At 58.2% G+C, this 26,368-nt stretch carries 23 protein-coding genes; 5 read left to right on the forward strand and 18 right to left on the reverse strand.

Features of this window, described 5'->3' with window-relative positions; genetic code table 11:
• Window positions 1–21 precede the first annotated feature (21 nt).
• The 5 genes from G502_RS0103975 to G502_RS0103995 are packed head-to-tail and all read right to left on the reverse strand — an operon-like array spanning window position 22 to window position 5,687.
• On the reverse strand, window positions 22–861 hold the full coding sequence (locus G502_RS0103975) for a CheR family methyltransferase (protein WP_022727366.1): 840 nt from the start codon (window positions 859–861) through the stop codon (window positions 22–24).
• A complete protein-coding gene (locus tag G502_RS0103980; protein ID WP_022727367.1) occupies window positions 858–1,994 on the reverse strand; it encodes a protein-glutamate methylesterase/protein-glutamine glutaminase in 1,137 nt (378 codons plus the stop codon). Before G502_RS0103980 ends, G502_RS0103975 begins: the two co-directional genes overlap by 4 nt.
• A gap of 50 nt (window positions 1,995–2,044) precedes the next feature.
• The gene (locus G502_RS0103985; protein ID WP_022727368.1) at window positions 2,045–2,410 is read right to left on the reverse strand and encodes a response regulator; all 366 of its coding nucleotides are present in this window, start codon (window positions 2,408–2,410) and stop codon (window positions 2,045–2,047) included.
• A gap of 38 nt (window positions 2,411–2,448) precedes the next feature.
• The gene (locus tag G502_RS0103990; protein ID WP_022727369.1) at window positions 2,449–2,931 is read right to left on the reverse strand and encodes a chemotaxis protein CheW; all 483 of its coding nucleotides are present in this window, start codon (window positions 2,929–2,931) and stop codon (window positions 2,449–2,451) included.
• Entirely contained in the window at window positions 2,928–5,687 is a 2,760-nt protein-coding gene (locus G502_RS0103995; RefSeq protein WP_026989036.1) for a hybrid sensor histidine kinase/response regulator, read from the reverse strand. Before G502_RS0103995 ends, G502_RS0103990 begins: the two co-directional genes overlap by 4 nt.
• Window positions 5,688–5,945: 258 nt before the next feature.
• Here G502_RS0103995 and G502_RS0104000 point away from each other — a divergent pair, with 258 nt between their 5' ends.
• Window positions 5,946–7,658 (forward strand): ABC transporter permease, encoded by a 1,713-nt coding sequence (locus G502_RS0104000; RefSeq protein WP_022727371.1) that lies wholly within the window; start codon window positions 5,946–5,948, stop codon window positions 7,656–7,658.
• Window positions 7,659–7,722: 64 nt separating this feature from the next.
• Here the strand turns inward: G502_RS0104000 and G502_RS0104005 are convergent, their stop codons facing one another.
• Window positions 7,723–8,787, reverse strand: coding sequence for a Fe(3+) ABC transporter substrate-binding protein (locus tag G502_RS0104005; protein ID WP_022727372.1), 1,065 nt, complete (start codon window positions 8,785–8,787; stop codon window positions 7,723–7,725).
• A gap of 159 nt (window positions 8,788–8,946) precedes the next feature.
• On the reverse strand, window positions 8,947–9,582 hold the full coding sequence (locus G502_RS0104010) for a histidine phosphotransferase family protein (protein ID WP_022727373.1): 636 nt from the start codon (window positions 9,580–9,582) through the stop codon (window positions 8,947–8,949).
• Between the two features lie 155 nt (window positions 9,583–9,737).
• Here G502_RS0104010 and G502_RS0104015 point away from each other — a divergent pair, with 155 nt between their 5' ends.
• From G502_RS0104015 to fdhF, 3 genes are read left to right on the forward strand one after another with little or no spacing between them, the layout of a single operon-like run.
• Window positions 9,738–9,953 (forward strand): DUF3553 domain-containing protein, encoded by a 216-nt coding sequence (locus G502_RS0104015; RefSeq protein WP_022727374.1) that lies wholly within the window; start codon window positions 9,738–9,740, stop codon window positions 9,951–9,953.
• Window positions 9,954–9,956: 3 nt separating this feature from the next.
• Window positions 9,957–11,675: an NAD(P)H-dependent oxidoreductase subunit E gene (locus G502_RS0104020; RefSeq protein ID WP_022727375.1), complete on the forward strand. Its 1,719-nt coding sequence runs from the start codon at window positions 9,957–9,959 to the stop codon at window positions 11,673–11,675.
• A complete protein-coding gene (gene fdhF / locus G502_RS0104025) occupies window positions 11,672–14,437 on the forward strand; it encodes a formate dehydrogenase subunit alpha (protein ID WP_022727376.1) in 2,766 nt (921 codons plus the stop codon). Before G502_RS0104020 ends, fdhF begins: the two co-directional genes overlap by 4 nt.
• Window positions 14,438–14,521: 84 nt before the next feature.
• Here the strand turns inward: fdhF and G502_RS0104030 are convergent, their stop codons facing one another.
• The 5 genes from G502_RS0104030 to G502_RS0104050 all read right to left on the reverse strand — a co-directional run bounded on the left by G502_RS0104030 (window position 14,522) and on the right by G502_RS0104050 (window position 19,325).
• Complete coding sequence (locus G502_RS0104030) at window positions 14,522–15,499, reverse strand: dipeptidase (RefSeq protein WP_022727377.1); 978 nt, start codon at window positions 15,497–15,499, stop codon at window positions 14,522–14,524.
• Window positions 15,500–15,527: 28 nt separating this feature from the next.
• Window positions 15,528–16,814: a TRAP transporter large permease gene (locus G502_RS0104035; RefSeq protein WP_022727378.1), complete on the reverse strand. Its 1,287-nt coding sequence runs from the start codon at window positions 16,812–16,814 to the stop codon at window positions 15,528–15,530.
• Entirely contained in the window at window positions 16,811–17,359 is a 549-nt protein-coding gene (locus tag G502_RS18575; protein ID WP_022727379.1) for a TRAP transporter small permease, read from the reverse strand. The genes G502_RS0104035 and G502_RS18575 overlap by 4 nt, the downstream gene beginning before the upstream one ends.
• 103 nt (window positions 17,360–17,462) lie before the next feature.
• Window positions 17,463–18,509, reverse strand: a complete 1,047-nt coding sequence (locus G502_RS0104045; protein ID WP_022727380.1) for a TRAP transporter substrate-binding protein — start codon at window positions 18,507–18,509, stop codon at window positions 17,463–17,465.
• A gap of 114 nt (window positions 18,510–18,623) precedes the next feature.
• Window positions 18,624–19,325: an isochorismatase family protein gene (locus G502_RS0104050; RefSeq protein ID WP_022727381.1), complete on the reverse strand. Its 702-nt coding sequence runs from the start codon at window positions 19,323–19,325 to the stop codon at window positions 18,624–18,626.
• A 122-nt stretch (window positions 19,326–19,447) separates the two neighbouring features.
• Here G502_RS0104050 and G502_RS0104055 point away from each other — a divergent pair, with 122 nt between their 5' ends.
• Entirely contained in the window at window positions 19,448–20,359 is a 912-nt protein-coding gene (locus G502_RS0104055; RefSeq protein WP_022727382.1) for a LysR family transcriptional regulator, read from the forward strand.
• Between the two features lie 176 nt (window positions 20,360–20,535).
• On the opposite strand, the gene G502_RS0104065 is transcribed toward G502_RS0104055, so the two are convergent.
• The 6 genes from G502_RS0104065 to G502_RS0104090 are packed head-to-tail and all read right to left on the reverse strand — an operon-like array spanning window position 20,536 to window position 26,320.
• The gene (locus G502_RS0104065) at window positions 20,536–21,672 is read right to left on the reverse strand and encodes a formate dehydrogenase subunit gamma (RefSeq protein ID WP_026989040.1); all 1,137 of its coding nucleotides are present in this window, start codon (window positions 21,670–21,672) and stop codon (window positions 20,536–20,538) included.
• Between the two features lie 48 nt (window positions 21,673–21,720).
• Window positions 21,721–21,906: a hypothetical protein gene (locus tag G502_RS0104070; RefSeq protein ID WP_022727385.1), complete on the reverse strand. Its 186-nt coding sequence runs from the start codon at window positions 21,904–21,906 to the stop codon at window positions 21,721–21,723.
• 20 nt (window positions 21,907–21,926) lie between these two features.
• A complete protein-coding gene (gene fdh3B, locus G502_RS0104075; RefSeq protein ID WP_022727386.1) occupies window positions 21,927–22,523 on the reverse strand; it encodes a formate dehydrogenase FDH3 subunit beta in 597 nt (198 codons plus the stop codon).
• 26 nt (window positions 22,524–22,549) lie between these two features.
• Window positions 22,550–25,438: a formate dehydrogenase subunit alpha gene (locus tag G502_RS0104080; RefSeq protein WP_026989041.1), complete on the reverse strand. Its 2,889-nt coding sequence runs from the start codon at window positions 25,436–25,438 to the stop codon at window positions 22,550–22,552.
• A gap of 46 nt (window positions 25,439–25,484) precedes the next feature.
• A complete protein-coding gene (locus G502_RS0104085; RefSeq protein WP_022727388.1) occupies window positions 25,485–25,685 on the reverse strand; it encodes a hypothetical protein in 201 nt (66 codons plus the stop codon).
• 38 nt (window positions 25,686–25,723) lie between these two features.
• Complete coding sequence (locus G502_RS0104090; RefSeq protein ID WP_022727389.1) at window positions 25,724–26,320, reverse strand: TorD/DmsD family molecular chaperone; 597 nt, start codon at window positions 26,318–26,320, stop codon at window positions 25,724–25,726.
• Window positions 26,321–26,368 lie beyond the last annotated feature (48 nt).

The following is a 26,368-nucleotide window of genomic DNA, read 5'->3' on the forward strand; positions in this document are numbered from 1 at the left end:
CTTCGGTACTTCTGAAGACTGTCAACCAGCTGCTGCCTTGGCCTTGGCCGTATCCTTCAGGCAGTAGATTCCACGCTGTCCGGGCATCAGCTGCAAGCGGTCCGACACGCCCAATACAGTCTCGGCACCGCCCAGGTAGAGAAAACCGTCCGGGGCCAGCTGTTTCGATATGCGCGTGAGCACTTCGCTCTTGGTCTGCTGGTCGAAATAGATCAGGACATTCCGCAGGAATATAACGTCGAACTGACCCAGTTCAGACGTGCTTTCAAGCAGGTTTGAATAACGGAACTGCACACGATCGCGCAGGACCTTGGCAATCTGCCAACGGTCCCCGATCTGCTCGAAGTACTTCACCAGCATCTTCACGGGCAGGCCGCGCTGAACTTCGAACTGGCTGTAGAGACCCTTCTTGGCTTTTTCCAGCATCTCGGTCGAGATGTCGGTACCGATGATCTCGATCTTCCAGTCCTTCAGATTCAGATTGCTCTCTTCAAGAAGCATAGCCAGGGAATAGGGTTCCTGCCCGGAGGAACAGGCCGCGCAGAGTATGCGCATGCGGCGTGACGAGGCACGCGCCTTCAGAAGATGCGGCAGGACGAGATCACGAAACTGGTCGAAGGGACGGTTGTCCCGGAAGAAGAAGGATTCATTGGTGGTCATGGCCTCGACCACCTCGCGGCGCAAATCCTTGTTGCTGCCCTTGCGCACCTCGGCAATCAGGCCGTCGAGACCCGACAGGCCCCACTTGCGCACCAGGGGTGTGAGGCGGCTTTCCAGCAGATAGCTCTTCTCCTGACCCAAAACCAGGCCGGAAGACTCTTTCAGGAACCGGGCGAGGTAATCAAAATCTTCGGGCTTCATGCCGCTGTCCTCAGAATGTTGTCGCGCAGGTAAGGCGCGATCTGCATGAGCGGGAGAACGGCTGAACAGAGCCCCTTGCCGGTCACGGCCCCGGGCATACCCCAGACCACCGAACTCTCCTTGTCCTGTGCGATCACTGTGCCGCCGGAAGCCACCACTTTCTCCGCACCGGCCAGGCCGTCCGACCCCATACCCGTCAGGATCAGGGCCAGCGTTCGTGCCCCGTAAACATCGCTGGCACTGCGCAGCATGGGATTGACCGAAGGACGGCAGAAATTCTCCGGCTCTTCCTGCGTCAGGCGAATGATGGGAGCATCCGCGTCATTGCGAACGACTTCCATATGATACCCCCCAGGGGCCACATGGATATGTCCAGGCTGGACCGGAGCCTTGTCCACACCTTCCTTGCAGGGCATGCCCGACACACGGGCCAAGTGCTCCGCAAGCAGGGTCGTGAAGGTCGCGGGCATGTGCTGGGTCACCAGGACCGGCAGGTTCTTCAGCGCACCCCGCATATCCCCCAGGACCTTGAAGAGCGCCTGCGGCCCGCCTGTGGAACTTCCGATGGCCAGAACCCGTGGCGGCATTCCGCCAAGCGGACGCAACGTAGCCGCAGGCGGGCGTGTCGTTGGTGCGGCCTTTGTGGGTACTTTTCCACTTTTTGCTTCATGCTGGGCCCGGGCCGCCTGGGGCGCTTCCTGCCGGCCTGCTTCTGCCAGGGCCTTGACCTTATTGCGCAGTTCACGCCGGAAGTCGCTGGCTGACTGGTGTCCCAGGCTCGTGGTCGGCTTCGCGATGTAATCCGCCGCACCAGCCCGCATGGCTTTCAGGCTTACGTCCGCGTTCTTGCGTGTCAGGGTCGAGGCCATGATGACCTTTGTCCGCGGCGAAGCCTCCAGTATCTTGGGCAACGCCGTCAGACCATCCATCACCGGCATCTCGATATCCAGGACCACGACGTCCACGCTTTCCCGGGCCAGCGAGTTCAGTGCCATCTGGCCATTCGAGACCGAGGCAGAGACCTTGATGTCAGGATCTTCCTCGAGTGTGCGGGTCAGCAAGCCCCGGATCACAGCCGAGTCATCGACCACCATGACACGGTAGCGGGGTGCACCGGCGGCTGGACTGCTCATCTGTCACTCCAGGAGGACAGGCAGGGAACGGAGAAGTACCGGCCGTCCATTCAGATTAATCCAACCTGAGAGAACTTGGACTCCACGATACCGCTGTCGAAAGGCTTCATGATGTACTCATCGGCACCGGCCGCGATGGCCTCATGAATATGAGAGAGACCGTTCTCGGTGGTGCAGAATATGACGACGGGCTGGTTCACCGCCTCCTTTGCACGCAGTTCACGCAGGAAATCGATGCCGCTTTTGACCGGCATGTTCCAATCCAGCAGTACGGCATCCGGCATCTCGCTTTCGCAGAGCTGCAGTGCCTCCTGGCCATCACAGGCTTCACGTGTGGTAAAGCTCAACTCCTCCAGGATGCGCTTGGCGACCATGCGCACCGTCTTGGAGTCGTCCACGATTAGACAGCTTTTCATCCCTATCCCCGTATCTGAAGACCTGTTCCACGCGTGAACTAGGCTGCGGATGCGCGTCCGAAGTCCAGCAGACGCTCGATATTGAGCACCACCAGAAGCCTGTCCTTCAGGCGATAGATGCCTTCGGAGTATTCCTTGAGCCGCGGAGAAATCGTGGGCGGACTGCGCTCGAAATCCTCGGACTGCAATGGCATGACTTCACCCACCGAATCCACCATAAGGCTGTAGAGCTCGCCATGGTGATCAACCACGATGGACATGCCGGAGTCCTCGCCTTCCAGTGGAGGCAAACCGATGCGCAGGCGTACATTGATGGCCGTTACGATCCGGCCGCGCAGATTCAGCGAGCCCGTGATCTCGGGCGGTGCCAGCGGGATGCGTGTCGTCCGCACATTGCTCAGGATGTCCTGAACCTGCAGGACATGTATCCCGAACAGTTGCTCCCCGATGTAGAAGGTCACGAATTCCTTCGCGCCCTCAGCCTCCATCAGGCCCGCCTTCATGCGTTCCAGATCGTTCATGCCGCACCTCGCATATTCGACAGCGTTTCGTTCAGGGAAGCCAGAAGGCCGGCCCGATCAAACTTCGTCACATAATCACTGAAGCCCGCGGCGCGCCCACGGGCAAAATCATTCGGGCTGGCATGGCCGGACAGGGCCACCAGCGGTGTTTCCGACCAACGGTTGGCACGCACGGCCTCGGCAAACTCGAAACCGCTCATACCCGGCATCTCGATATCGGAGAGGATCACATCGAAATCCTCGCCAGCTTCACAAAGCTCCAGCGCGGCATCGGCACCCTCGACCGAGGTCACATTATAACCGGCCGACGAAAGCAGAGGTGCCAGCAGGTTGCGGAAGAAGGGACTGTCGTCCACCAGCAGGATGCGATTGGACGAGGTATTGACTTCCATCTTGCCATCCGCCTGGAACCAATCGGAATAGGCCCGGGTCAGGAAATGACCGGTATCGATGATGTCCGTGGCCTTCCCGGCAATTGTCGCAGACCCGATATAGCCCTCATGCTCGCCGCCAAGTTCGATATTCAGCGGCTCCTCGACGATATCCAGAATGCTGTCGACCACCAATCCCATGCTGCGGTTTCGGTCGGTGAAGACCAGAACCTGCTGGCGACCAGTGCCCTCGAGGCTCTGGCGGGGATCCATGGTGATCAAAGGCATCAACTGGCCGCGATACTGGACAACGGGCTGTCCACCTGAGGTCTCGATGCTCTCGCGATCGATCTCTTCCAGGCGAGCGACCAGCCCGAGCGGCACAGCCTTCGGAGCCTCGCTTCCAGCCTTGAAGAGCAGCATTGCCACGGCATCGTCTGACTTGGCGGCCTTCTGTTCTGCCATGCCCTCCATGCCTTCCGTGACCGTCAACTCTCCGGTCTCGCCAGCAATTCCATTCGGATCCAGGATCATGACAACCGAGCCGTCGCCCAGGATGGTGTTGCCCGAGAAGAGGGTGATGTCCCGCAGGATCGGCGCCACTGGTTTCACAACGATTTCCTCGGTGTCGAAAACACGGTCCACGATGATGCCAAAGCTGTAGGTTCCGACCTTGGCGACGACGATGAACTGGTCCTTCTCGCTCCCGTCGTCTTCACGCTCGAGCCTCAGCAATTCGCTGAGATTGACCAGCGGAAGCAGGCGATTGCGCAGCCGTAGCACCGGTGTGTCGTTAATCCGCTCGATGCTGTGGTCGGAATTGGCCGAAGCACGCACCAGCTCGATCACAGCCAGCTGTGGAATGGCGAAGCGTTCGGAGGCGCTTTCCACGATCAACGCCGAGACAATTGCCAGTGTCAGCGGGATCTTGATGGTAAAGCTGGTGCCCTTGCCGAACTTCGAGGTCAGTTCGACGTTGCCGCCGATCTTCTCGATGTTTGAGCGCACAACATCCATGCCGACACCGCGCCCGGACACGGAGGTAACCTCCTGTGCCGTGGAGAAACCGGGCTTGAAGATGAACTGCATGATCTGCTGTTCATTCATGTTCGCCAATTCGGCCTCTGTGGTGAGGCCGTTGGCCAGCGCCTTCTCCTTGATCTTGTCTGTATTGAGCCCGCGCCCATCGTCGGAAATCTGGATGATGATGTGCCCACCCTCATGATAGGCATTCAGCAGGATCGTCCCGGTTTCGTTTTTGCCGGCTGCGCGCCGTCCTTCCGTGGTCTCCAGCCCATGGTCGGCGGAGTTGCGTACCATGTGGGTCAGTGGATCCTTGATGAGTTCCAGGACCTGCCGGTCCAGCTCCGTATCCGCCCCCTTCATCTGAAGGTCGATCTTCTTGTGCATGTCTTGTGACAGGTCGCGCACGATGCGTGGCAGCTTGGCCCAGGCATTTCCGATCGGCTGCATGCGGGTTTTCATCACCCCTTCCTGCAACTCGGAGACAACATGGTTGAGCCGCTGCAAGGGCGCAGCAAAATCACTGTCCTTGTGCGTGCGCAGAATCTGAAGCAGCTGATTCCGGTTCAGGACCAGCTCGGAAACCATCGTCATCAGGTTTTCCAGCAGTTCGACGTTCACGCGGATCGACTGGTTTGCAACGGAGGATTCCCGGGGTTGTCCCTGGTCTCCAACCTCCTTGTCGGATGCAGGTGGCTGTCCTCCTTCGGCACCGCCACCCGATGCCATCGGTGCTGCCACTTCGCCGGGCTGCCCAATCTCGACGATGTTGTCTTCGATTGCTTCAGCTTCGGCCAATTCGGCCGGACCCTCATCCGCAGTCAGCTCGGTGGCCTCCGGCAAGGCTTCATCCAGAAGCGCGGCATGCTGTTCGTCAGTTGCCGTGTCCTCCACGGCCGGCACCGCCACTGACTTTTCGGCCGCATCCTCGCTGACTGCTTCCAGTGCATCAGCGTTAACCGGCTGCGTCAGCTGTTCGGCATCCCAGCCTTCAGCGACAGTATCCAGGCGTGCGATCAGTTCGCTGTCGTCACCGGCAGGCTCGGCTTCTGTCTCCTCCAGCACACCCAGGATCAAGCGAATGCGATCAAGGCATTCCAGAACGATCGAAACCAGACCGGGCGTGACCTCGACATCGCCATCGCGCACCTTGCCGAGCACATTCTCGCCCGAATGAGCCACCGCCTCCAGGCGCGGCAATCCAAGGAAACCACAGGTTCCCTTGATGGTGTGCATTAGCCGGAAGATGTTCGAGAGAATATCCGGGTCATTGGGGTTTTGTTCGAGTTTCACCAGCTCGACATCGAGAAAACCCAATCCCTCGTTCGTTTCCGTCAGAAATTCTTGGAGAAGTTCATCCATATTCATACCTGCTTTGTCTGTCGGCCGTCGGCTCTCGGAGCGACGTTGATCCGTACTGGCCGGGATATTCGCAGGAAAAGGGTTAAAAGGCTGTTAGCAGCAAAGCAGGAATTTCGTATCACCAGGCAAAAATGCGGGTGCGCGACCCTTTGTCACTGCTTGCTGGAATCACATGCATGATAACGCATCGCACTTTCACAAGCTGGGCAAGCCTGCTAAGCCTGCGTCAGTAATGCGGTATTCCATGTTGCCCCCGAGATGACCCAGAGCAGCGATCTGATCGAAATCTCCGGCCCGTTGCGTGACGCGCCGCCTCGCGCCCGGCGGCGCGGAAGAACACGGTTGCTCAGCGTGTTTTCTGTCATCATCGCGCTGCTGTTCTGCATTCCTGCTGCCACCGTCGTCTACAACCTTCTTCTACCCCAGTCTGAAGTCTGGTCACACCTGGTGGAAACGGTCCTGCCGGACTATATCGCCAATACCATATGGCTGGCAGTCATTGTGGGCACTGGCGTGATAGCCATTGGCGTATCCACAGCCTGGCTGGTCACCATGTGCCGCTTCCCGGGCCGCGACCTGCTTGAGTGGGCGCTCATCCTGCCCTTGGCCGTTCCGGCCTATGTCATGGCCTATGCCTATACGGACTTCCTGCAGTACAGCGGGCCGCTGCAAACAGCACTTCGGGACTTCTTTGGCTGGCAAACACCCAGGGACTACTGGTTTCCGGACATCCATTCTGTTGGCGGTGCGGCAACTATGCTCTTTCTGGTGCTCTATCCCTACGTCTACCTCCTGACGCGTGCAGCTTTCCTGCAGCAATCGGCCTGCGCACTCGAGGTGAGCCGGACACTGGGCTGCAGTCCCTGGAGCGCTTTCCTGCGTGTGGCTGTCCCCCTGGCCCGCCCCTCCATCGTGGCCGGTACAACACTGGCGCTCATGGAAACCCTGGCGGATTTCGGCACAGTCCAATACTTCGGCGTCCCGACCTTCACCACGGGCATCTATCGCGCCTGGTTCTCCATGTATGATCAGGTTGCCGCCGCACAGCTGGCAGCCATACTTCTGGGCTTTGTCTTTATCTGCCTGCTGCTCGAGCGTCTCAGCCGGGGGCAGAGACGCTTCCACCACACGACCAACCGCTACCAGCACCTGCCGGAATATAAACTGAGGGGCGGAAAAGCTTTGCTGTCCACACTGACCTGCTGCCTGCCTGTCGTTTTCGGCTTCCTGCTGCCTGCCGGTCTTTTGCTCAACATGGCGCTCAGCAATGGTCTCGAGATCCCCAAATACCTTCCTCAGGCCTATAACACCTTCATTCTCGGCGCCATCACAGCAGTGCTTGCCGTGGCACTGGCAATGATGATGGCGTATAGCCTGCGGATACGCCCCACAGTCGTCAGCATCACGGCCAATCGAATAGCCGGGCTCGGTTATGCCATTCCCGGCTCGGTCATCGGGGTGGGTATCCTTCTGCCCTTTACCTGGCTGGACAACACGATCTCCGGGTTGTTCGAAAGCCTGTTCGGATTTTCCACCGGCCTGCTTCTGACCGGTGGCATCGCCGCAATCGTCTTTGCCTATCTAGTGCGATTCCTGGCTGTTTCTCTTCAGGCCGTGGAGGCAGGTTTCACCAAGGTTCGCCCCAGCATGGAGGATGCCGCACGCAGTCTTGGACACGGCCCCTTCGAAACGCTTGCCAAGGTCCACGCCCCTCTTATGTGGGGCAGCCTGCTGACGGCGGGATTGCTGGTGTTCGTCGATGTCATGAAGGAACTACCAGCCACACTGATCATGCGTCCCTTCAACTTCGATACGCTGGCGATCACGGCCCACAACTTCGCCTCAGACGAGCGACTGGGTCATGCCGCAACGCCTGCCCTGATGATCGTGTCGGTCGGCCTGCTCCCAGTCATCATACTTTCTCGCGCCATTGCCCGCTCCCGCCCGGGTCGGAAAGGCGCCTTTCAATAATCAAAGGCCCTGCCCACCAGAGGCGGACAGGGCCTTGAACACGATGTCCTTTCGCGGATCGGGCTTATTTCCAGCCGGCGCGATCAAAGATCATCTGGGCTTCCGGCTGATTTTCGCCGTAAACGGAAACATTGATGTCATCCAGTTTCGGACGCCCGAACTCTTCCAGAACCGGATTGTCCAGGGCGGACTCAACGGCCGGATACTCGTTGTTGCCATTTGCGAAATAGGCCTGGGCCTCATCCGTTGCCAAGTATTCCAGGAACTTCACCGCGGCGTCCTTGTGCGGTGCGTTCTTCAGGACACCTGCACCGGAAACATTCTGGTGGGCACCACGGTCATCCTGGTTGGCCCAGACCAATTCGGTGTTCTCGACCACTTCCTTATCGGCATCGTCATCGGAACGGACAAGTCGCATGTAGTAGTAGTGATTGGCAAGCGCGACGCCACATTCACCTGAAGCCACACCGCGAATCTGATCGGTATCGCCCCCTTGTGGATCACGTGCGAAGTTGTTGACGACCCCGTTCGCCCATTCCTCGGCCGCTTCTGCACCGTGATGCTCGATCAGGGAGGCCATCAGGGAGAGGTTGTAGATGTTTGAACTGGAGCGGATGCATACCAGTCCCTCGAAGCGGGGGTCGGCCAGATCCTCATAGGTCTGCGGCGGCTCGTCCACGATATCCGGATTGTAGTATAGGGTGCGGATGCGTGTAGAAAAGCCGAACCAATGCCCGTCCGGATGCCGCAGGTTGGAAGGGATACGCTCTTCCAGAACGTCAGAGTCCACAGCCTGGAACACATCCTCCTGATCTGCACGCCAGAGGCGCCCGGCATCCACCGTAATCAGGACATCAGCAGGACTGTTGGCGCCTTCGTTCACAATGCGCGTAACCAGTTCCTCGTCACTGCCCTCGATGATGTTCACTTCGATCCCGGTTTCCTCGGTAAAGCCTGAAAAAAGGGCATCGTCTGCTTCATAGTGGCGCGCCGAATAGATGTTCAGTTCATCCTGCGCTTCGGCCGATGCAATGCCGATCGGCAAGCCCATTCCGCCGGCAATGCCGACGCCAGCCAAGAGGCCCAGAGCCGTCGAAACGGACATCACCCGATGAAACTTTGACTGCATGCTGGAAAACTCCCTTGTTTACTGTTTTTCATACTCAAATGAGTAGCAGTCTCAAAGGCACTCGTAAATGCAAATCACTCCCATACGCAAAGAGCATTTCTGGAGACGCAAGCAGAATATCGACCAGCCTGGCGGCTATCGGGTGGTCAGATTGGGCTGTCAGGCCGGCAAGACGACGCGAATCTTAAGACCGCCTTGGCTGGCATTCGCATCCAGTTCTAGGCGACCACCCTCTCGATATATCAATTGGCGTGTGAAATAGGCATGGACATTCCGGGGCGTCAGCTCGTCTACCATGATGGCTTCGTCCAGACCTTGCGAGATGTCTTCGCGCAGTTCCACTGCAGCCCCGTTACCCTGCACCTCCAGGACCACTCCGGAATCCTCCGGCAGGACCGATAAATCCAACGCGCCTCCACGGGGCATGCATTCACGTGCCAGGCCAAGCACGTTCATGAGAACCTTCCCGTTATAGCCAGCCAGATGGTGCCCCTCGGTCTCGGGCCATTGCAGCGACAACCGCTCTTCCTTCAACCAATCGTCAATGACGGGCCGGAAATCCTCCACTGTACTGATACGCTCACCAGCTGCTCCATAGGCAAGCCGGAAAAAGGCCAGTTTGCTTGCGGCCTGCCCCGCACTGGAAGCAATCAGGTCCACGGCTTCAGCATCCATCGGGCTCATCTCTTGAAGCAGCTCCGCGCCATTGCCAACGGCGCTGATCGGCCCAACCAGATCATGGCAAAGCCGCGAGGACAGCAGTTCCGCAAGGCGGGAATCGGCAGAAGACATCATGTTTTGCCCTTCTCTTTCATGAGGATAGAAGTGTGCTGTGCCCTCTCGTTCCATTCAAGTGTCGCTTCGCTCGCCTTCGGTGTCGTTCCTGGCCTTGGGCCTGCCATAGTCACTTTGTAGAGTTGTCTCAATGTTTTCGGAGGTGCAGCGGCAGGATGTCCGCCTTTCTGGGTGATATTGTTCCGGGGACCTTTGTCTACCATCCGACGCGCAAGGATTGGGGACTTGGGCAGGTGCAGTCCGTCATCGGAGACAGGATCACCGTCAACTTCGAGAATGCTGGAAAGGTCCTCATCAACTCGGCACTCATCGAGTTGCAGCTGGCACAGGATGAGGACACCCCCCACCACAGCAAGAACAATACGGATTGATCGATGTCCCAAGGGCAAACAGCAAGCGCCTCACAGTTCCAGAGGCAAATTCATCCTGGTTCCGGTCGCCGCAAGGCTCCCCTCGCTCCGAAGGGACGCCAGGCCGACTCCGAGGCACTTGATCAGGTCCGCGCACTGCTGGGAGAACGTTCACGGCAGTCTGACCTGCTGATCGAGCATCTCCACCTGATTCAGGATAACTACGGCTGTCTTTCCGCCGCGCATCTCACGGCACTTGCCGAGGAGATGAAGATGCCTTTGGCTGCGGTCTATGAAACGGCTTCTTTCTATGCACATTTCGATATCATCGAAGAAGGGGAAGCGCCCCCGGCACCAATAACCGTCCGCGTCTGCGATTCACTAACCTGCGAAATGATGGGCGCACAACGCCTGATCGAGGAGCTGGAATCCGACGCCAATGCCCAGGTTCGCATTCTGCGCGCCCCCTGCATGGGGCGTTGCGATACGGCACCTGTAGCAGAAGTTGGCCATCATCACGTCAACTTTGCGAGCGGAAACAGTGTCAAAGAAGCCATTTCCGCTCGGCGGCTGCACCCTGATGTTCCCGAATACAAGGATTTCGAGAACTATCGAGCCGAGGGCGGTTATGCCCTGCTCAGGGAGATCCTGGAGGGCGAACGGACACGCGAGGATATCATTGCCACCATGAAAGAAGCCGACCTGCGCGGGCTTGGCGGCGCCGGCTTCCGGGCCGGCTTGAAATGGCAGATCATGCAGTCCCAGGTCCATCCGCGCCTGATGGCCATCAACGGCGACGAAGGAGAGCCGGGAACTTTCAAGGACCGCTACTTCCTGGAAAGCGATCCCCACCGCTTCATCGAGGGCATGCTGATAGGCGCCTGGGTCGGCGAATGCGAGACCAGCTATATATATATCCGCGATGAATACCCGGCCGTCATCGAAATCCTGAATCGTGAACTGCGAAAGGTGGAAACTTCCGGGCTGGCTGATCATTGCCGCCTGGAGATCCGGCGCGGTGCCGGTGCATACATCTGTGGCGAGGAATCCGCCATGCTGGAATCCATTGAGGGAAAGCGAGGCTATCCCCGCCACAAACCCCCCTTCCCCACGGAAGTCGGGCTGTTCGGTCTGCCCACCCTCACCCACAACGTGGAAACCGTCTACTGGGTACGCGATATCCTTGAAAAGGGCGCTGCGTGGTTCACGTCTCAAGGGCGGCACGAACGCAAGGGCCTGCGCTCCTTCTCGGTGTCGGGGCGTGTACGCGAACCCGGTGTGAAGATGGCCCCCGCAGGCATCACGATCCGTGAGCTGATCGAGGAGTACTGTGGCGGCATGGCCGAGGGACACAGCTTCAAGGGCTACCTGCCAGGCGGTGCCTCGGGTGGCCTCCTTCCTGCGTCCATGGACGACATCCCGCTCGATTTCGACACCTTGCAACCCTATGACTGCTTCATCGGTTCTGCTGCCATCGTCGTGCTGTCCGATCAGGACGACATCAAGGAGGTGGTGCGCAACCTGATGCGCTTTTTCGAGGATGAGTCCTGCGGCCAGTGCACGCCCTGCCGGAACGGCACTGAAAAGGCCGTTCAACTGCTAACCGCAAAGCAATGGGACACAGAGCTCCTTGAGGAATTGTCTTCCGTCATGATGGATTCCTCTATCTGCGGGCTGGGCCAGGCGGCACCCAACCCTCTGCTCTGTGCACTGAAGTACTTTCCCGAGGAGAGCCGGTCATGAGCGACATGATTAAATTCACTCTGGATGGCCAGGAAGTCCAGGCCGAGCCCGGCGAAACCATCTGGCAGGTAGCTGACCGGATGGGCACGGAAATTCCGCACCTCTGCTATTCCCCGGAACCGGGATATCGCGAGGACGGCAATTGCCGCGCCTGCATGGTGGAAGTCGAGGGCGAGCGCGTCCTGGCCGCCTCCTGCATCCGCAAGCCGACCGACGGCATGAAGGTCAGTACCGCTTCGGAGCGTGCGCGCAAGTCGCGCAAGATGGTCTTCGAGTTGCTGATTGCGGACCAGCCGGAGCGCGAAACCTCGCACGACCCGGATTCCAAGTTCTGGAACTGGGCCGAAAGCATCGGCATAGCGGACAGCCGGTTTCCGGCCGCTGACCGTCCTATACCGGATGTCAGCCATCCGGCCATGGCCGTACACCTGGATGCCTGCATCAACTGCGGGCTCTGTGTACGTGCCTGTCGTGAGGTTCAGGTCAATGACGTGATCGGCATGGCCTATCGCGGCCACAATGCGAAGGTGGTCTTCGATTTCGACGATCCCATGGGGGAAAGCACCTGCGTAGCCTGTGGAGAATGCGTGCAGGCCTGCCCGACCGGGGCACTGATGGAATCCAGCCTGCTGGACAAGGTCGGTCAGCGAGCGGTCTATGAAGACAAGACGGTCGATTCCGTTTGCCCCTATTGCGGCGTGGGCTGCCAGACCAAGGTCTATGTAAAGGACAACGAGATCGTCCAGATCGATGGTCGAGACGGCCCTGCGAACGAGAACCGTCTCTGTGTGAAGGGACGCTTCGGCTACGACTATATCAATCATCCCCAGCGTCTGACCGTACCAATGGTTCGCCGCGAGGATGCACCCAAGCGCTGGGACGATCAGGTAGACCCGAACAATCCCTGGACTCATTTCCGGGAAGCCACTTGGGAAGAGGCTCTGGAGAAGGCCGCCACTGACCTCAAGACCATCCGGGATCGTGATGGCGGGGGCGCACTTTCCGGCTTCGGTTCCGCCAAGGGCAGTAATGAAGAAGCCTATCTGTTCCAGAAGCTGGTGCGCACTGGTTTTGGCACCAACAATGTCGACCACTGCACCCGTCTGTGTCATGCCTCCTCCGTGGCCGCCCTGATGGAGGGCATGGGGTCAGGAGCAGTCACGGCCCCCTTCACATCCGCGCTGGAAAGCGACTGCATCATCGTGACCGGTGCGCGTCCGGCCCAGAATCACCCGGTGGCTGCAACCTATCTGAAGACGGCTGCCAAGAACGGTGCAAAACTGATCGTTATGGACCCGCGGCATCAGGGCCTGTCCCGCTACGCGAGTCACATGCTGCAGTTCAAGCCAGGCCAGGATGTCGCCCTGCTGAACGCCATGATCCATACGATCATTGCTGAGAACCTGGTAGACGAGCAGTACATTCAGGCACGTACGAGCGGGTACGAGGAACTGAAGGAACGCATCCGCAATTTCTCACCGGAGGAGATGGCCGAGGTTTGCGGCATACCTGCCGAAACCATTCGGGACGTGGCGCGCATCTACGCACGCTCGGAAAAGTCGATTATCTTCTGGGGCATGGGGATCAGCCAGCATGTCCATGGAACCGACAATGCCCGCTGCCTGATCACACTGGCCCTGATCACGGGCCAAATCGGCCGTCCGGGTACCGGCCTCCATCCCCTGCGTGGCCAGAACAACGTGCAGGGTGCTTCCGATGCCGGGCTCATCCCCATGGTCTATCCCGATTATCGCTCGGTCGAAGATGCCGCCATCCGCAAGGAATACGAGGAATTCTGGGGCCAGGACCTGGATCCGAACAAGGGCTTGACGGTCGTGGAGATCATGCACGCCATCAATGCTGACGAGATAAAGGGCATGTATATCATGGGCGAGAATCCGGCCATGTCGGATCCAGACCAGACCCATGCCCGCATGGCTCTAGCCAAGCTCGAGCACCTTGTGGTCCAGGATATCTTCCTGACCGAAACGGCCTGGCATGCCGATGTTATTCTTCCAGCGACGGCACATGCCGAGAAGACAGGAACGTACACCAATACCAATCGCCAGGTCCAGATTGGCCGCGCGGCCGTGACTCCTCCCGGACAGGTACGCCAGGACTGGGAGTTGATTCAGGAGATTGCCCATCGCATGGGCGAGGACTGGAACTACAGCCACCCCAGCGATGTCTTCGCTGAGATGGCACAGGTCATGCCCTCGCTAGCCAACATCTCCTGGGAGCGGCTGGAGCGGGAAGACTCGGTCACCTATCCTGCAGACGCGCCGGACAAGCCCGGCAACGAGATCATCTTTGCAGAGCGCTTCCCGACAGCTGATGGCCGGGCCCGCATCGTTCCGACCGATCTTGTGCCGCCCGACGAACTGCCGGATGACGACTATCCGCTGGTCCTGACGACAGGACGCCTGCTGGAGCATTGGCATACTGGCGCCATGACCCGGCGTGCAGGCGTCCTGGACGACCTGGAACCCGAAGCGATTGTCTCCATGAACCCCAGGGAAATGGGCCGTCGTGGAATCGAGCCGGGAGACATGGTCAGGATCACCACACGCCGCGGAACCATTGAGATCAAGGTCCGCAAGGACCGTGAGGTGCCCGAAGGCATGCTATTCATTCCCTTCTGCTTCAACGAGGCGGCCGCCAACATCCTGACAAATCCGCAACTTGATCCCTATGGCAAGATACCGGAGTTCAAGTTCTGCGCTGCACGTCTGGAGGCCAATGAAGCAATCGCTGCTGAGTGATGGCTTCTTGCCAGGATGAACGAGAAACGGCGGGATCGATCCGATCCCGCCGTTTCTCGCTTTAAAACAGGATGGGCCGGAGCCTTATTCGCCCCAAACCTCCTCCAGTAGCTTCGTCCAGTTACCCCCCATCACTTTCTCGATACGTCCCTCTGGCCATCCACGACGCTCCATGGCGGCCGTCAGATTGGGGAAGTCCTCGATACGACGGAAGCCTTCCGGATTGATGATCTCGCCGAACTCCGTCAACTGGCGGGCATAGCCCTTGTCCTGGGTTATGTAGGTGAAGAAGCTGTCTGCGTGATCCTGAGTAAAATCGGTGCCAATCCCCGTGCGATCCTCGCCCACGAGATTCATCACGTATTCAACGGCCTCGACATAGTCGTCGACTGTGGCCTCTGTCCCCTTTGCCAGGAAGGGCGGGAACATTGTCACCCCGGCAAAACCGTTGTGCTGGGCAATGAAACGCAGCTGCTCATCGCTCTTGTTGCGAGGGTGCGCCTTCAGGGCAGCCGGCAGACAGTGCGAATAGGCCACAGGCTGCTTCGAGTACTCGATGATTTCCCTGGAGGTCAGCTCGCCCACATGGCTGAGATCGATCAGGATGCCGACTCGGTTCATCTCGTCGATCAATTCACGCCCAAAGTCCGTCAGGCCCGTATCCCGGCTTTCGTAACAGCCAGAGCCCACCGTGGTGGCCGTGTTGTAGGTCATCTGCACGATGCCGAGCCCCAGTTCCTTATAGACCTGCACCAGTGGCAGGTAATCCCCGAACCCGGTGCTGTTCTGCCACCCCAGGATGATCCCGACCTTGCCGGATTCCTTGGCGCGACGGATATCCTTTGTGGTGTAGACCTGCATAAGGATATCGCTGTTCTCGCGGATTTGCCGCTTCATGTCGGCTACGGCCTTCATTGTCGTCGGGAAGTCTTCCCAGACGGAACAGGTGCAGTTGACCGCTGTCAGCCCCCCCTTGTGCATGGCCTCGAAAACCGGACGATGCCACTTGGCGACAATCAGACCATCGATCACGACAATACGGTCGTGCAGAGATTCAGACATAAATACCTCCTGTGTATCCTGTCACCCGTCAATAAAAGCTTGGCAGGAACAGGACAATTTCCGGGAACAGTGTGAAAAAGCCGATCGAGAAAACCATGACCAGCCAGAAGGGTGCCGTTGCCCAGGCCGCCTGGCCAAGGTCGACTTCCCGATTGGTCATGGTGACCAGGACAAAGAGGTTCAGCCCCACCGGGGGCGTGATCATGCCGACTTCCATCAGGATGGTCACGATGACCCCGAACCAGATCGGATCGAAACCGAGCGCCATCATCAGGGGAAAGGAAATCGGCAGGGTCATCAGCAGCAGGGAGATACCGTCAAAGAAGCAGCCCAGCAGCAGATAGACCAGTACGACCAGCAACAGGACCTCGTATTTGGAGAGGCCAAGTGTGGCGATGTAATCGACCAGATCGCGCGGCAGCCCCAGGATGCTGATGGCCTGGGCCAGGATGATCGTTCCCAGCAGGATCATGGCTATGGCGCCAAAGATCACGGTGGAGCTTAGAAAGGAACCCCAGAGCTTCTTGGGCGTCAGATCCCCCCAGAGAAACCCGAGCAGTATGGCAGCAACGACGCCCATTGCTGCTGCTTCCGTGACCGTGGCAAGGCCCAGATAGATTGTCCCAAGGACAAAGAAGATCAGGATGGGAAGCGGCCAGATCTGAGCCAGGCCCTGCAGGATTTCCCGTCGCCCCGGTTTCACTTCGTCACTGGGTGTCAGCTCGGGCTTTATCAGACTGATCAGCATCAGGTAGACGCCAAACGCCATGGCAATGATGAGCCCCGGCAGTATGCCGGCAAGGAACAACTTGCCGATCGAGACATTCTGCGTGGCCCCATAGATCAGCAGTGACAGGCTTGGCGGGATCAACAGCCCCAGAGTGCCACCTGCCGCAAGCGAAGCGACGATGGTGGGTTTGTGATAACCGCGCCGTGAAAGCTCGGGGTAGCCGACTGACCCAATGGCGGCTGCGGTCGAAGTGCTGGACCCGCTGACGGCGCCGAATATCGTGGTCACGGCAATATTGGTGTGAAGCAGGCGTCCCGGAATACGGTGAAACAATGGCGTCAGGCCATTGTAGATTCGTGTGCTGACACCACTTGCCAGCAGGATATCGCCCAGGATGATGAAAATGGGGACCGCGCTCAGGGTGAAGTCTGTAAAGACGTTCCAAACCGAGGTGATGGCCAGGTCCGTGGCGCCGCCCGCCTGGAATTCAAGTAGGAAGAAGCCTGCCAACCCCAGGGAGGCACCCAGTACGGCACCGGTCAGGAGCGTTAAAAGCAGCGCACCACCAAGAATTGTCCAGGTCATACGCGCCCTCCTTCCGACTGCTGTTCGGTGGATGGGGCTTCAGAGGGAAAATAGCTGTCCCGTCCTGCCATGACTCTGAAGGCATCAATGAGCTGCAGAGCGGCCACAAGGAAAGCAACTCCCATGCAAACCGTCATGACTGCCATCCACGGCCAGAGCAGCAGGCTCCCAATATCCGAACGTGCCGAGATCTCGCGCGAGAAATCCATGAACTGATAGGAGGTCCAGACAAAGGCGAACGAGAAGAGCATCAGGATAACCAGGGCAACGGCGTTGGCCATGTAAGCCCAGGGACGTGTGAACTTGCGGCTGAGGATATCAATCGTGATGTGCTGGTTGCGGAAAACACCCAGTGGAATGGCCAGGAATGCCATCGAGACAAAGAGAAGCCCGACCATTTCGTCGGAGAATCTCAGTGGCGCTCCGAAGAAATAGCGCATGACGGCACCGGCAAAGACCATCGTCGTCATAACAATGGCCGCGACAGCACCCAGCACATTCATCAATTGAACCAGCCTGTGCACTGCGTTGACAAGTATCTGCATGTTTAAGTGCCACCCCGATCGGTGATGGTCATTTCCCTCTTGGCGGAGACTGCCCCTTCCTTGCCAAAGCAGGCAAGGAAGGGGCAAGGATCAGGTCCGAAGATCAGCGATCCAGTTCAGAGATCGCTTCCTGCATCCGCTCGTAGTATTCCATACCCTTGTCACCGGCATCCTGTGCCATTTCGGCCCAGGCTTCATTCGCGGCTTCGACAAAGCGGTTCACGTCTTCATCCGAGAAGGGCTCCAGCATGGTGATGCCCAGCTCTTCGCGATCAGCACGCGCTTCGCTTTCACGCTCCTCATCGACGGCAAGCTCGCGGGTCTTTTCCCACATCCGCTCGCCTTCCTCGCGGACGAGTTCCTGAAGCTCGGGTGAAAGGCTGTCCCATGCCTCTTCATTCACACCAAACATCCAGGGCACCGCGGCCCAGGGATGCAGGTAGGCTTCGTAGTCCGTGACCTCCTGAAGCGAAACCGTTTCGGCTACGGTCGAAAGGTAATAGGCGCAATCAACAACGCCGGTCTGCAGTGCTACGTACATGTCATTCTGGGGAATGACCTGCGATGCGACATCAAGCTTGTCGAAGGTATCCACCAGATGCCCAGCCCAGACACGCAGCTTCTTGTCCTGGAGCTCCTCCAGGGAATTAACGGGATCGCTGCAATGCAGTCCGACATCGAAGACTGGACTGACAACACCGCCAACTGTGGTGATGCCCCAGTCCGAGTAGGCTTCTTCATAGATTTCCCGGATGGTCGGAAGCAGTTCCAGGTGTTCCTCGGGCTCGACGATGGCACCCTGCACGTATACGGCAGCCAATTCAGGCGCATCGCGCTTGTAGTACTCGCCATACATCATGGCCATGTCCACGGAACCGCTCTGCATGAGACGCAGCAGATCGGTATCCTTCACACCGAGTGAGCCGGCGTGGAAGACACGAATTTCAAGCGCGCCATCGGCCCGCTCATTAACACGATCGGCGAATTCCTGCAGATACTGTGCTTCCGGCCGCGATTCGACGATCTGGCTGTGCATCTTAAGTTCAATCTTGTCCTGCGCCAGCGCCTCGGGTGTTGCGCCAACGATGCTCAGGCTAAGGGCCGTTCCCGCTGCAAGCGCGAACAGACCGTTTTTCAGGTTAATTGTCATCTCCCGATCTCCTTCTGTTTTCAGTTTCTGTCAGCGGAAACCATTTCCGCTGTCCTTATGGAGAAATGGCGGAACTGACAGGTTGCCCCTGCTCTCAAGTTCCTCTTGTCCGGATCACGCTGTAGCTGACGAGCCACCAACTTCATCCAGATAGTCGATACAACGCTCAACCGACTCAACGTCGCCAAACTTTGCATCAATATCGAAAAGGTTCCATGAAACGGCGCCAGGAATGCGATCTCCAATGCATTCCTTCACGGCAATGGTTCGAAAACCATCCGCAATCCCGTCACAGAGTGTCTGACGTACACAGGCCGAAGCGGTCACACCGGTTACAAGGATGGTGTCAACGCCTGATGCACGGAGAAAACCTGCCAGATAGGTGCCGTGGAATGCGCTGGCGCGCTTTTTTACCAGAAGCTGCTCGCCTTCCACAGGCTCAATTCTGGAATCAATGGCCCAGAGGTCAGGACGGTCCTCGGGAACGGCTTCCACAGGAATCTTTTTGTGCCAAAGTCCCATATCGGTGTGCGGATTCTCACGGTCCGTAACCTGATAGCAGGTCGTCACGTGCACGACCGGATGGCCATTGCGCCGGCAAGCGGACAGTAACCGCTGAACACCTGGAATCACCTGGTCGTCAATATTCTCGCAGGCAAAGACGTTTCCGGGGCGCGTCCATGCATTGGCAAGATCGACATTGATTAAAGCCGGCTTGCTGCCAAAGCCCACACGGCGCTGAAACCCGCGCTCCTTGTAAAGCTGGCGTGCCTCATCAAAAGCACGGGTCAACATCTGATCCAGTGTTTCAGCCATCAGGTGCCTCCCGAATTAAGGTATGGTGATTATCACAGGCGCCTGATTGAGGAGCTTGATGCATCAATGGTAATGAGTAAAATATCAATTACTCTTTTATTAATACCATATGAGTTATTAATTTGTCTCTCGACCTGCGCCACATACGTGCCTTTATTCTCCTGGCCGAAGAACTGCACTTCAATCGCGCCGCTGAGCGCCTGCATATCTCACAGCCTGCCCTTAGCCGAACCTTGCGGGAACTGGAAGAGAGCGTCGGGACAAAACTGATCAGCAGGACGACGCGCTCAGCCGAGTTGACTGAAGCTGGCCGCGCTTTCCTTCTGGAAGCACAGCTGGGTGTCGGTCATCTGGAACATGCCGTCAATCTGGCACGCTATACAGCGCAAGGCATCTATGGCGAATTACGCATTGCCTATATGGATTTTGCAATCAACGGTCGTCTGCCTGAGTTGATACGCTCCTTCCGGGAAGCCCATCCGAGCATACGGCTGGAACTCTCCTTCATGCCAACGACCATGCAACGGACCGCACTGATGGAACACCGGATCGACATGGGCTTCCTGATCGGTTCATTCGAGAATGACCGCATCCATAATTATACCTTCGACTACGACAGTTATGTCGCTTTGCTTCCTGCAACGCATCCACTCGCCAATGTCGCTAGCCTGAGGCTATCGGACCTGGCCAACGAGCCATTCGTACTGGGCAACAGCGACTATTGGGCGGCCCATCGCGAGCGCCTCTTCATAATATGTCATGAATCCGGTTTCTTCCCGCGTATCGTGCAGGAAGCATCCAGCAGTGAAGGCATTTTCGGATTGGTTGCAGCAGGCACAGGGGTAAGCGTCTACTCAAACTGTGTACGCAATCTTCAAAGACGGGGCCTGGTCATCAAGCCCCTGGATGATGTGACCCGCCGCATACCGATTTGTGCTGCGTGGGATGCCAGTTCCGCCTCGCCTGGACTTCAAACTTTCACAGACTATCTGTCCACGCAGTGGGACCGTACAACGGTTGATCCGAGGGATTAGTCGCGCTCACCCAAACGCACGTTGTCAGTGGAATAGGCTTCGCCACTCGAAGACTGAACCATCACATCAAGCACGATTGCTGCCCCCACTGATATAACGATTGCAGCCAACGTCCCCGCAAGAAAAGCCTTCATGACAGCTCCATCCCTGTTCGCATTCCAGACAGTGCCGGCATCTCATTCGGCCGGCTGCGTATGACCGCTGCTTCCTGACGCGTGGTCTGTTTTCTGCTGCAATTCCTCAACCCAGATATTGTGATGCTCACGCGCCCAGTTTTCATCCACATAACCGCTGCCCATGGCGGCGAAAGCACCCTCCATACCCAGCGTTCCGATGTAGATATGCGCCAGTATGACGGCAATCATGACAATTGCGAGTATGGAATGCCACAGAGAGCTGAGTTGCATCTCCATGATGGGAGAAACGGAATCCGGCAAATCAGTGCCAAAAATATTCAGGAAGGCAAAGGTCTTTTGCCACAGGGCGAATTCGAATGGAAACATCAGTGAAATTCCGGAAAGCGACAGCGACAGCCCACCAAGGACGACCGCCCAGAAAATGATTTTCTGACCGCCGTTGAATTTGCGTGCGGGGGGATGGGCGTGCTTCGAGAACATGCCCCCGCCCTTGGCAAACCAGACAAGGTCGTGTCGGTTGGGAATGTTCTGCCCGACCCAGAGCACGAACATCAGCAGGACACCGAGCATGAAAGGGAAGGCCAGGAAGTTGTGCGCATACTTGCCCGCAAGGGTCAGGACGGAAAAAGCTTCCGGCCCAATAACAGGCAGCAGGACGTGGCGTCCCCAGAGGATGTTGATTCCGGTCAAGGCCAACAGGATGAACGAAACGGCCGTCATCCAATGCACGAATCGCTCCAGCCCCCCGAAACGTTCGATCAGGATTCCGGAAGGTCCCTTTTCCAGCCGGATCCGGCCACGGAGAAGATAGAAAAGTGCCAGCAGGATAATGGTGCCCAAGAGGATCCAGGAGCCATAGGTCATGAGCGGACCGTTGCGTATGGCGCGCCAGCCTTCCCCACCCGACTGGATCAGGACGCCGCTTTTCGTATCCGGAATGGATACATTTCCCTGCAAGCCGCCCCGTATGGCGCGCCACTGATCGGCAGAGCCTGTTGTCCCCAGGCTGTTGCCCGGAACAGCGCCACCAACAGGTCCTTCGGACGAAGTAGAAGCAGCTGATTGATCGGTCGATTGGGCCCAGGCCTCGGAGAGCGTGCCACCCTGCACGACAACCGCCACAAGCAGCACCGCGACGAGTGCAGGAACAATCAAGGCCAATCTCGTGAATCTCATGGTCCGTCCCTTTTCCTCCACCATGATCACCCTACAGCACAGACATCGCTACTGACGGCCCTGCAGGGTAGCACGCCCTTTCAGTTCGCGAACCTGTTCCTGTGAAAGTGGTGTATCGACCTTGCCCTGGTAGGTTCCGGGCTCATGGTAGAGAACACGATCCTGTTCGTCTGGATCGCAGGCGGCAAGAGCCGCCAGCGATACCAGCGCCGTGAACACAACTGCCAGCTTCATCCCAAAAACCAGGCGGACACTTAACCGCCAGCTTTCATGTCATAAGCCGTGCCCCAGCCCCAGGCGCCGGAGCCAAAGCCGCGAGCCACGATGCGCTCACGATAGATGTCCGAGACTTCATCCCCATCCCCGGCCAGCAAGGCGCGCGTGGCACACATCTCGGCGCAGAGGGGAAGTTTGCCTTCGGCAAGACGATTGCGGCCATATTGCGAAAACTCGGCCTGGGAGCCGTCTTCTTCCGGGCCGCCGGCACAGAAGGTGCACTTGTCCATCTTGCCACGACTGCCGAAATTGCCCGCCTGCGGGAACTGCGGGGCCCCAAAGGGACAGGCATAGAAGCAGTAGCCGCAACCAATGCAGAGGTCCTTCGAGTGAAGGACGACTCCTTCATCGGTCTGATAGAAGCAGTCCACGGGACAGACGGCCATGCAGGGGGCGTCGGAGCAGTGCATGCAGGCCACGGAGATGGATCGCTCGCCCGGCTCGCCGTCCTGGATGGTAACGACACGGCGGCGATTCACGCCCCAGGGAACTTCATTCTCGTTCTTGCAGGCCGTCACACAGGCGTTGCATTCGATGCAGCGCTCCGCGTCGCAGAGAAACTTCATACGTGCCATGTTCTGATCTCCTCTCCCCTGGGGCCTTACGCCGGTTCAATCCGGCAAAGCGTTGTTTTCGTTTCCTGCATGCCCGTGACCACATCGTAGCCATAGGTCTGCACCGTGTTCGACGCCTCACCCAGGACATAGGGATCTGCGCCGTCCGGGTACTTATCCCGCAGGTCTTCACCCATCCAATGGCCGCCGAAGTGGAACGGCATGAAAGCGACACCGCGTCCTACACGCTCTGTAATCATGGCCTTCACGCGCACGCGCGCCTCGTTCTCGGGGCCGTGTACCCAGACCATGTCGCCATCGCGAATACCTATATTGTTGGCATCCACGGTGTTGATCTCGACGAACATGTCCTGCTGCAGTTCCGCAAGCCAGGGATTGGACCGGGTTTCATCACCGCCGCCCTCATACTCCACAAGCCGGCCAGAGGTCAGGATGATCGGGAAGTCCTCCGAGAAATCCTGGTCCTGGATCGTCTTGTAGAGAGTCGGCAGACGATGCATCTGGCGATCTTCGTGGGTGGGATAATCCGCTACGAGGTCGCGGCGCGGCGTGTAGAGTGGCTCACGATGCAGGGGCACCGGATCCGGGAAGGTCCAGACCACGGCACGTGCCTTTGCGTTGCCCATGGGCTGGATACCATGCTCGATGGACACACGCTGGATGCCGCCAGAAAGATCGGTCTTCCAGTTGACGGAATCGATGTCGTCGCCACCGATTTCCTCGATGGTCTGACGCTCTTCGTCTGTCAGATCCTCATCCCACCCCATGGACTTCATCATTGCCATGGTGACTTCGGGATACCCATCCTCGATCTCGGAGCCGACCGGGTACGAACCCACAGCCAGTAGGTTGTCGCCATCGCGTTCCACACCGAAGCGGGCCCGGAAAGCACCGCCGCCCTCCTTGACCGGGATGGTGTTGTTGTAAAGCACGTGCGTGCCCGGATGGTTGTACTCGGCCGTTCCCCAGCATGGCCAGGGCAGTCCGTAATAGTCCCCATCACAAGGCCCACCACGCGCACGCAGCGATGTCTTGTCGAAGGTCTGCTGGTTGGCCATGTGCTTCTTCAGGCGCTCGGGCGACTGCCCCGTATAGCCGATGGTCCAAGTGCCGCGGTTGAACTCGCGGGTCAGATCCTCGACCAGGGGCTCCTTGCCGTTGACCTCGATGTTCTTGAACATCTCGTCGGCAAAGCCGAACTTCTCGGCGAAGAGATACATGATCTCGTGATCCACCTTGGACTCGAACAGTGGATCGAACACCTTCTCACGCCATTGCAGCGAGCGGTTCGAGGCCGTTACAGAACCGACCGTCTCGAACTGCGTGGTCGCTGGCAGCAGGTAAACTCCGTCCGTGCGATCGTGCATCACGGCCGTAAAGGTCGGGAAGGGATCGACCACAACCAGCATGTCCAGCTTGGACATGGCCTTGCGCATGTCGGGCAGGCGCGTTTGCGAGTTTGGCGCATGCCCCCAGAAAACCATGGCGCGCAGATTATCGGGCTGATCGATGTCTTCCTTGGCCTCAAGGGCCAGGTCAAACCAGCGTGAAACCGGTGTACCGGCCCGCTCCATCATCTCCTTGTCGGGGAAGCGTTCCAGCAGGGAGTCGTAATCGACATCCCAGACACGCGCCCAGTGGCGCCAGGCACCTTCGGACAGGCCATAGTAAGCCGGCAAGGTATCCTGTGTGACGCCCAGGTCCGTCGCACCTTGCACGTTGTCATGGCCCCGGAAGATGTTGGTGCCGCCACCTGGCACGCCAATAACGCCGAGCGCCAATCCCAGATTGCAATATGCCCGGCAATTGGCGTTGCCAATAGTGTGCTGTGTGCCGCCCATGCACCAAATAATGGTGAAAGGCCTGTTATTCGCCAGGGTCCGCGCAACACGGGCCACTTGCGATTCCGGGACGCCCGTCACGCGTTCGACTTCGTCCGGCTTCCAATTGGCCACTTCTTCCCTGATCTGGTCCATGCCCCAGACGCGCTGGCGGATATATTCCTTGTCCTCCCAGCCGTTCTCGAAAACGTGCCAGAGAATGCCCCAGATAAGGGCAACGTCCGTACCCGGGCGCATGCGCACGTATTCATCGGCATGGGCTGCCGTGCGCGTGAAACGTGGGTCACAGACAATCAATGGGGCGTTATTTTCTTCCTTCGCCTTCATCAGGTGCTGAAGTGAAACCGGATGAGCTTCAGCCGGATTACCGCCGATCAGAAACATTGCCCTTGAATTGTGGATATCGTTGTAGGAATTCGTCATTGCACCGTAGCCCCAGGTATTGGCCACAGCGGCAACGGTGGTGGAGTGGCAGATGCGTGCCTGGTGGTCGACGTTGTTCGTACCCCAGAAAGCCGCCAGCTTGCGGATCAGGTAGGACTGCTCGTTGTTGTGCTTCGCCGAGCCCAGCCAGTAAACGGAGTCCGGTCCCGAGGAATCATAGATCTCCAGCATCTTGTCGCCGATTTCGTCGATGGCGTCTTCCCAGGACATGCGTTCCCAGTTGCCGTCAACCAGCTTGACCGGATACTTGAGCCTGCGCTCACCATGAGCATGTTCGCGAACGGCCGCCCCCTTTGCACAGTGAGCACCAAGGTTGAATGGACTATCCCAGCCTGGCTCCTGTCCCGTCCAAACTCCATTCTCGACCTCTGCAATAACGCTGCAGCCAACCGAGCAGTGCGTGCAGACAGACTTCACTTGCTGGACGTTGCTACCGCTCGAACCGCTCTCCTGAGCATTGGCCTTGCGGACACGCCCCATCGGCAGTGCTGAAACGGCGGCCAAACCGCCGGCAGCCATCCCAGAACGGCGAAGGAACGTGCGCCGGTCAACGGCCTTCCCGGTGACACCGGAAAGCGCCTTCATCATGTGAGAGCCTGTTACCGTTCCCGTGGATTTCCTGGTAAGCATCGTCCTCTCCCTAGTAACTGCATGCTTTTACAAGCTGTTTTCTTGTTCAGAAGCGCGCACGATCGTAATAGGTCCGCACATGCTCGCTTTCATGATATCCAGCGGATGTCTTGCCGCTTTCGGCTGCCTCCGCTTCGTTGCCTCCCAGGTTCAGGGCCACGGCACCCGCCGCTCCCAGGACACCGGTTCCAAGTCCGGCACGAAAGAAATTGCGGCGGCTCTTGGATTTCAGTTCATCGTCTTTCATCTGACCTCTCCTTGCACCGATGCCCAACCCGTGCAGGGTCAAGCAGCCATCTCGAAGGCTTGCGCCTCTATGGAAAAGAAGATCTTACCGATCGTACCGACCGGCATGTAGAAATGCGCTGAAGGCGCGGCCTCCAGATCCTCGAAGAAACGCTGTGCCCAACCATTCAGATGCTTCTCGAAGAAGGCATTCTGCTCCTCCAAGGGAAGCGGGTCACCGAAATCCCCTGAAATCAGCGCAGCCATCATCTCACAAAGCGAAGCAATGTGATCTTCCGGCTCGCTGACTCCTTCATTCCGTGCCAGACCAAGCGTCAACATGTCGTTGCGCAGGCGTGCCAGCGGCCTATCGTTCAGGAATCCCGTCTTGTAATAGGACGCATAGGGCAGAAGCTCTGATTCACCTGCTCCAATGAAGAGGGCAAAGTATTCGTGCTTCAAGTCTTCAGAATTGAGGCGTGCAGACGTCTTGGCCAATGTGGAAACGGCCTGCCCCATCTCGCTGTCATCGCCTTCAAGTTCTGCAAGAGAACGCAGGAAGGCGTCATCCGGTTCGGCTCCAAGAAGACGCGCCAGCAGTCCGTACCAGTCTGCCCTCAGACGGTCCTCTTCCTCGACCTCATCGTCGGTCGTCAATCTCTCTCTCCTGACGGGTCCTTGATTTATAAGGATTATATGACCCGT

Origin of the sequence: Fodinicurvata sediminis DSM 21159, assembly GCF_000420625.1 — a bacterium.
Lineage (GTDB): Bacteria > Pseudomonadota > Alphaproteobacteria > Kiloniellales > DSM-21159 > Fodinicurvata > Fodinicurvata sediminis.

Coding starts and splice junctions, on each gene's coding strand:
- G502_RS0104000 (WP_022727371.1), top strand. CDS start 5,946: ATGACCCAGAGCAGCGATCTGATCGAAATCTCCGGCCCGTTGCGTGAC.
- G502_RS18575 (WP_022727379.1), bottom strand. CDS start 17,359: ATGCAGATACTTGTCAACGCAGTGCACAGGCTGGTTCAATTGATGAAT.
- G502_RS0104015 (WP_022727374.1), top strand. CDS start 9,738: ATGTCCGCCTTTCTGGGTGATATTGTTCCGGGGACCTTTGTCTACCAT.
- G502_RS0104005 (WP_022727372.1), bottom strand. CDS start 8,787: ATGCAGTCAAAGTTTCATCGGGTGATGTCCGTTTCGACGGCTCTGGGC.
- G502_RS0103985 (WP_022727368.1), bottom strand. CDS start 2,410: ATGAAAAGCTGTCTAATCGTGGACGACTCCAAGACGGTGCGCATGGTC.
- G502_RS0104045 (WP_022727380.1), bottom strand. CDS start 18,509: ATGACAATTAACCTGAAAAACGGTCTGTTCGCGCTTGCAGCGGGAACG.
- G502_RS0104035 (WP_022727378.1), bottom strand. CDS start 16,814: ATGACCTGGACAATTCTTGGTGGTGCGCTGCTTTTAACGCTCCTGACC.
- G502_RS0104030 (WP_022727377.1), bottom strand. CDS start 15,499: ATGTCTGAATCTCTGCACGACCGTATTGTCGTGATCGATGGTCTGATT.
- G502_RS0104050 (WP_022727381.1), bottom strand. CDS start 19,325: ATGGCTGAAACACTGGATCAGATGTTGACCCGTGCTTTTGATGAGGCA.
- G502_RS0103990 (WP_022727369.1), bottom strand. CDS start 2,931: ATGAACGATCTGGAACGCATGAAGGCGGGCCTGATGGAGGCTGAGGGC.
- G502_RS0103975 (WP_022727366.1), bottom strand. CDS start 861: ATGAAGCCCGAAGATTTTGATTACCTCGCCCGGTTCCTGAAAGAGTCT.
- G502_RS0104070 (WP_022727385.1), bottom strand. CDS start 21,906: ATGAAGCTGGCAGTTGTGTTCACGGCGCTGGTATCGCTGGCGGCTCTT.
- G502_RS0104010 (WP_022727373.1), bottom strand. CDS start 9,582: ATGATGTCTTCTGCCGATTCCCGCCTTGCGGAACTGCTGTCCTCGCGG.
- G502_RS0103995 (WP_026989036.1), bottom strand. CDS start 5,687: ATGGATGAACTTCTCCAAGAATTTCTGACGGAAACGAACGAGGGATTG.
- G502_RS0104085 (WP_022727388.1), bottom strand. CDS start 25,685: ATGAAAGACGATGAACTGAAATCCAAGAGCCGCCGCAATTTCTTTCGT.
- G502_RS0104020 (WP_022727375.1), top strand. CDS start 9,957: ATGTCCCAAGGGCAAACAGCAAGCGCCTCACAGTTCCAGAGGCAAATT.
- G502_RS0104065 (WP_026989040.1), bottom strand. CDS start 21,672: ATGAGATTCACGAGATTGGCCTTGATTGTTCCTGCACTCGTCGCGGTG.
- fdhF (WP_022727376.1), top strand. CDS start 11,672: ATGAGCGACATGATTAAATTCACTCTGGATGGCCAGGAAGTCCAGGCC.
- G502_RS0104080 (WP_026989041.1), bottom strand. CDS start 25,438: ATGCTTACCAGGAAATCCACGGGAACGGTAACAGGCTCTCACATGATG.
- G502_RS0103980 (WP_022727367.1), bottom strand. CDS start 1,994: ATGAGCAGTCCAGCCGCCGGTGCACCCCGCTACCGTGTCATGGTGGTC.
- fdh3B (WP_022727386.1), bottom strand. CDS start 22,523: ATGGCACGTATGAAGTTTCTCTGCGACGCGGAGCGCTGCATCGAATGC.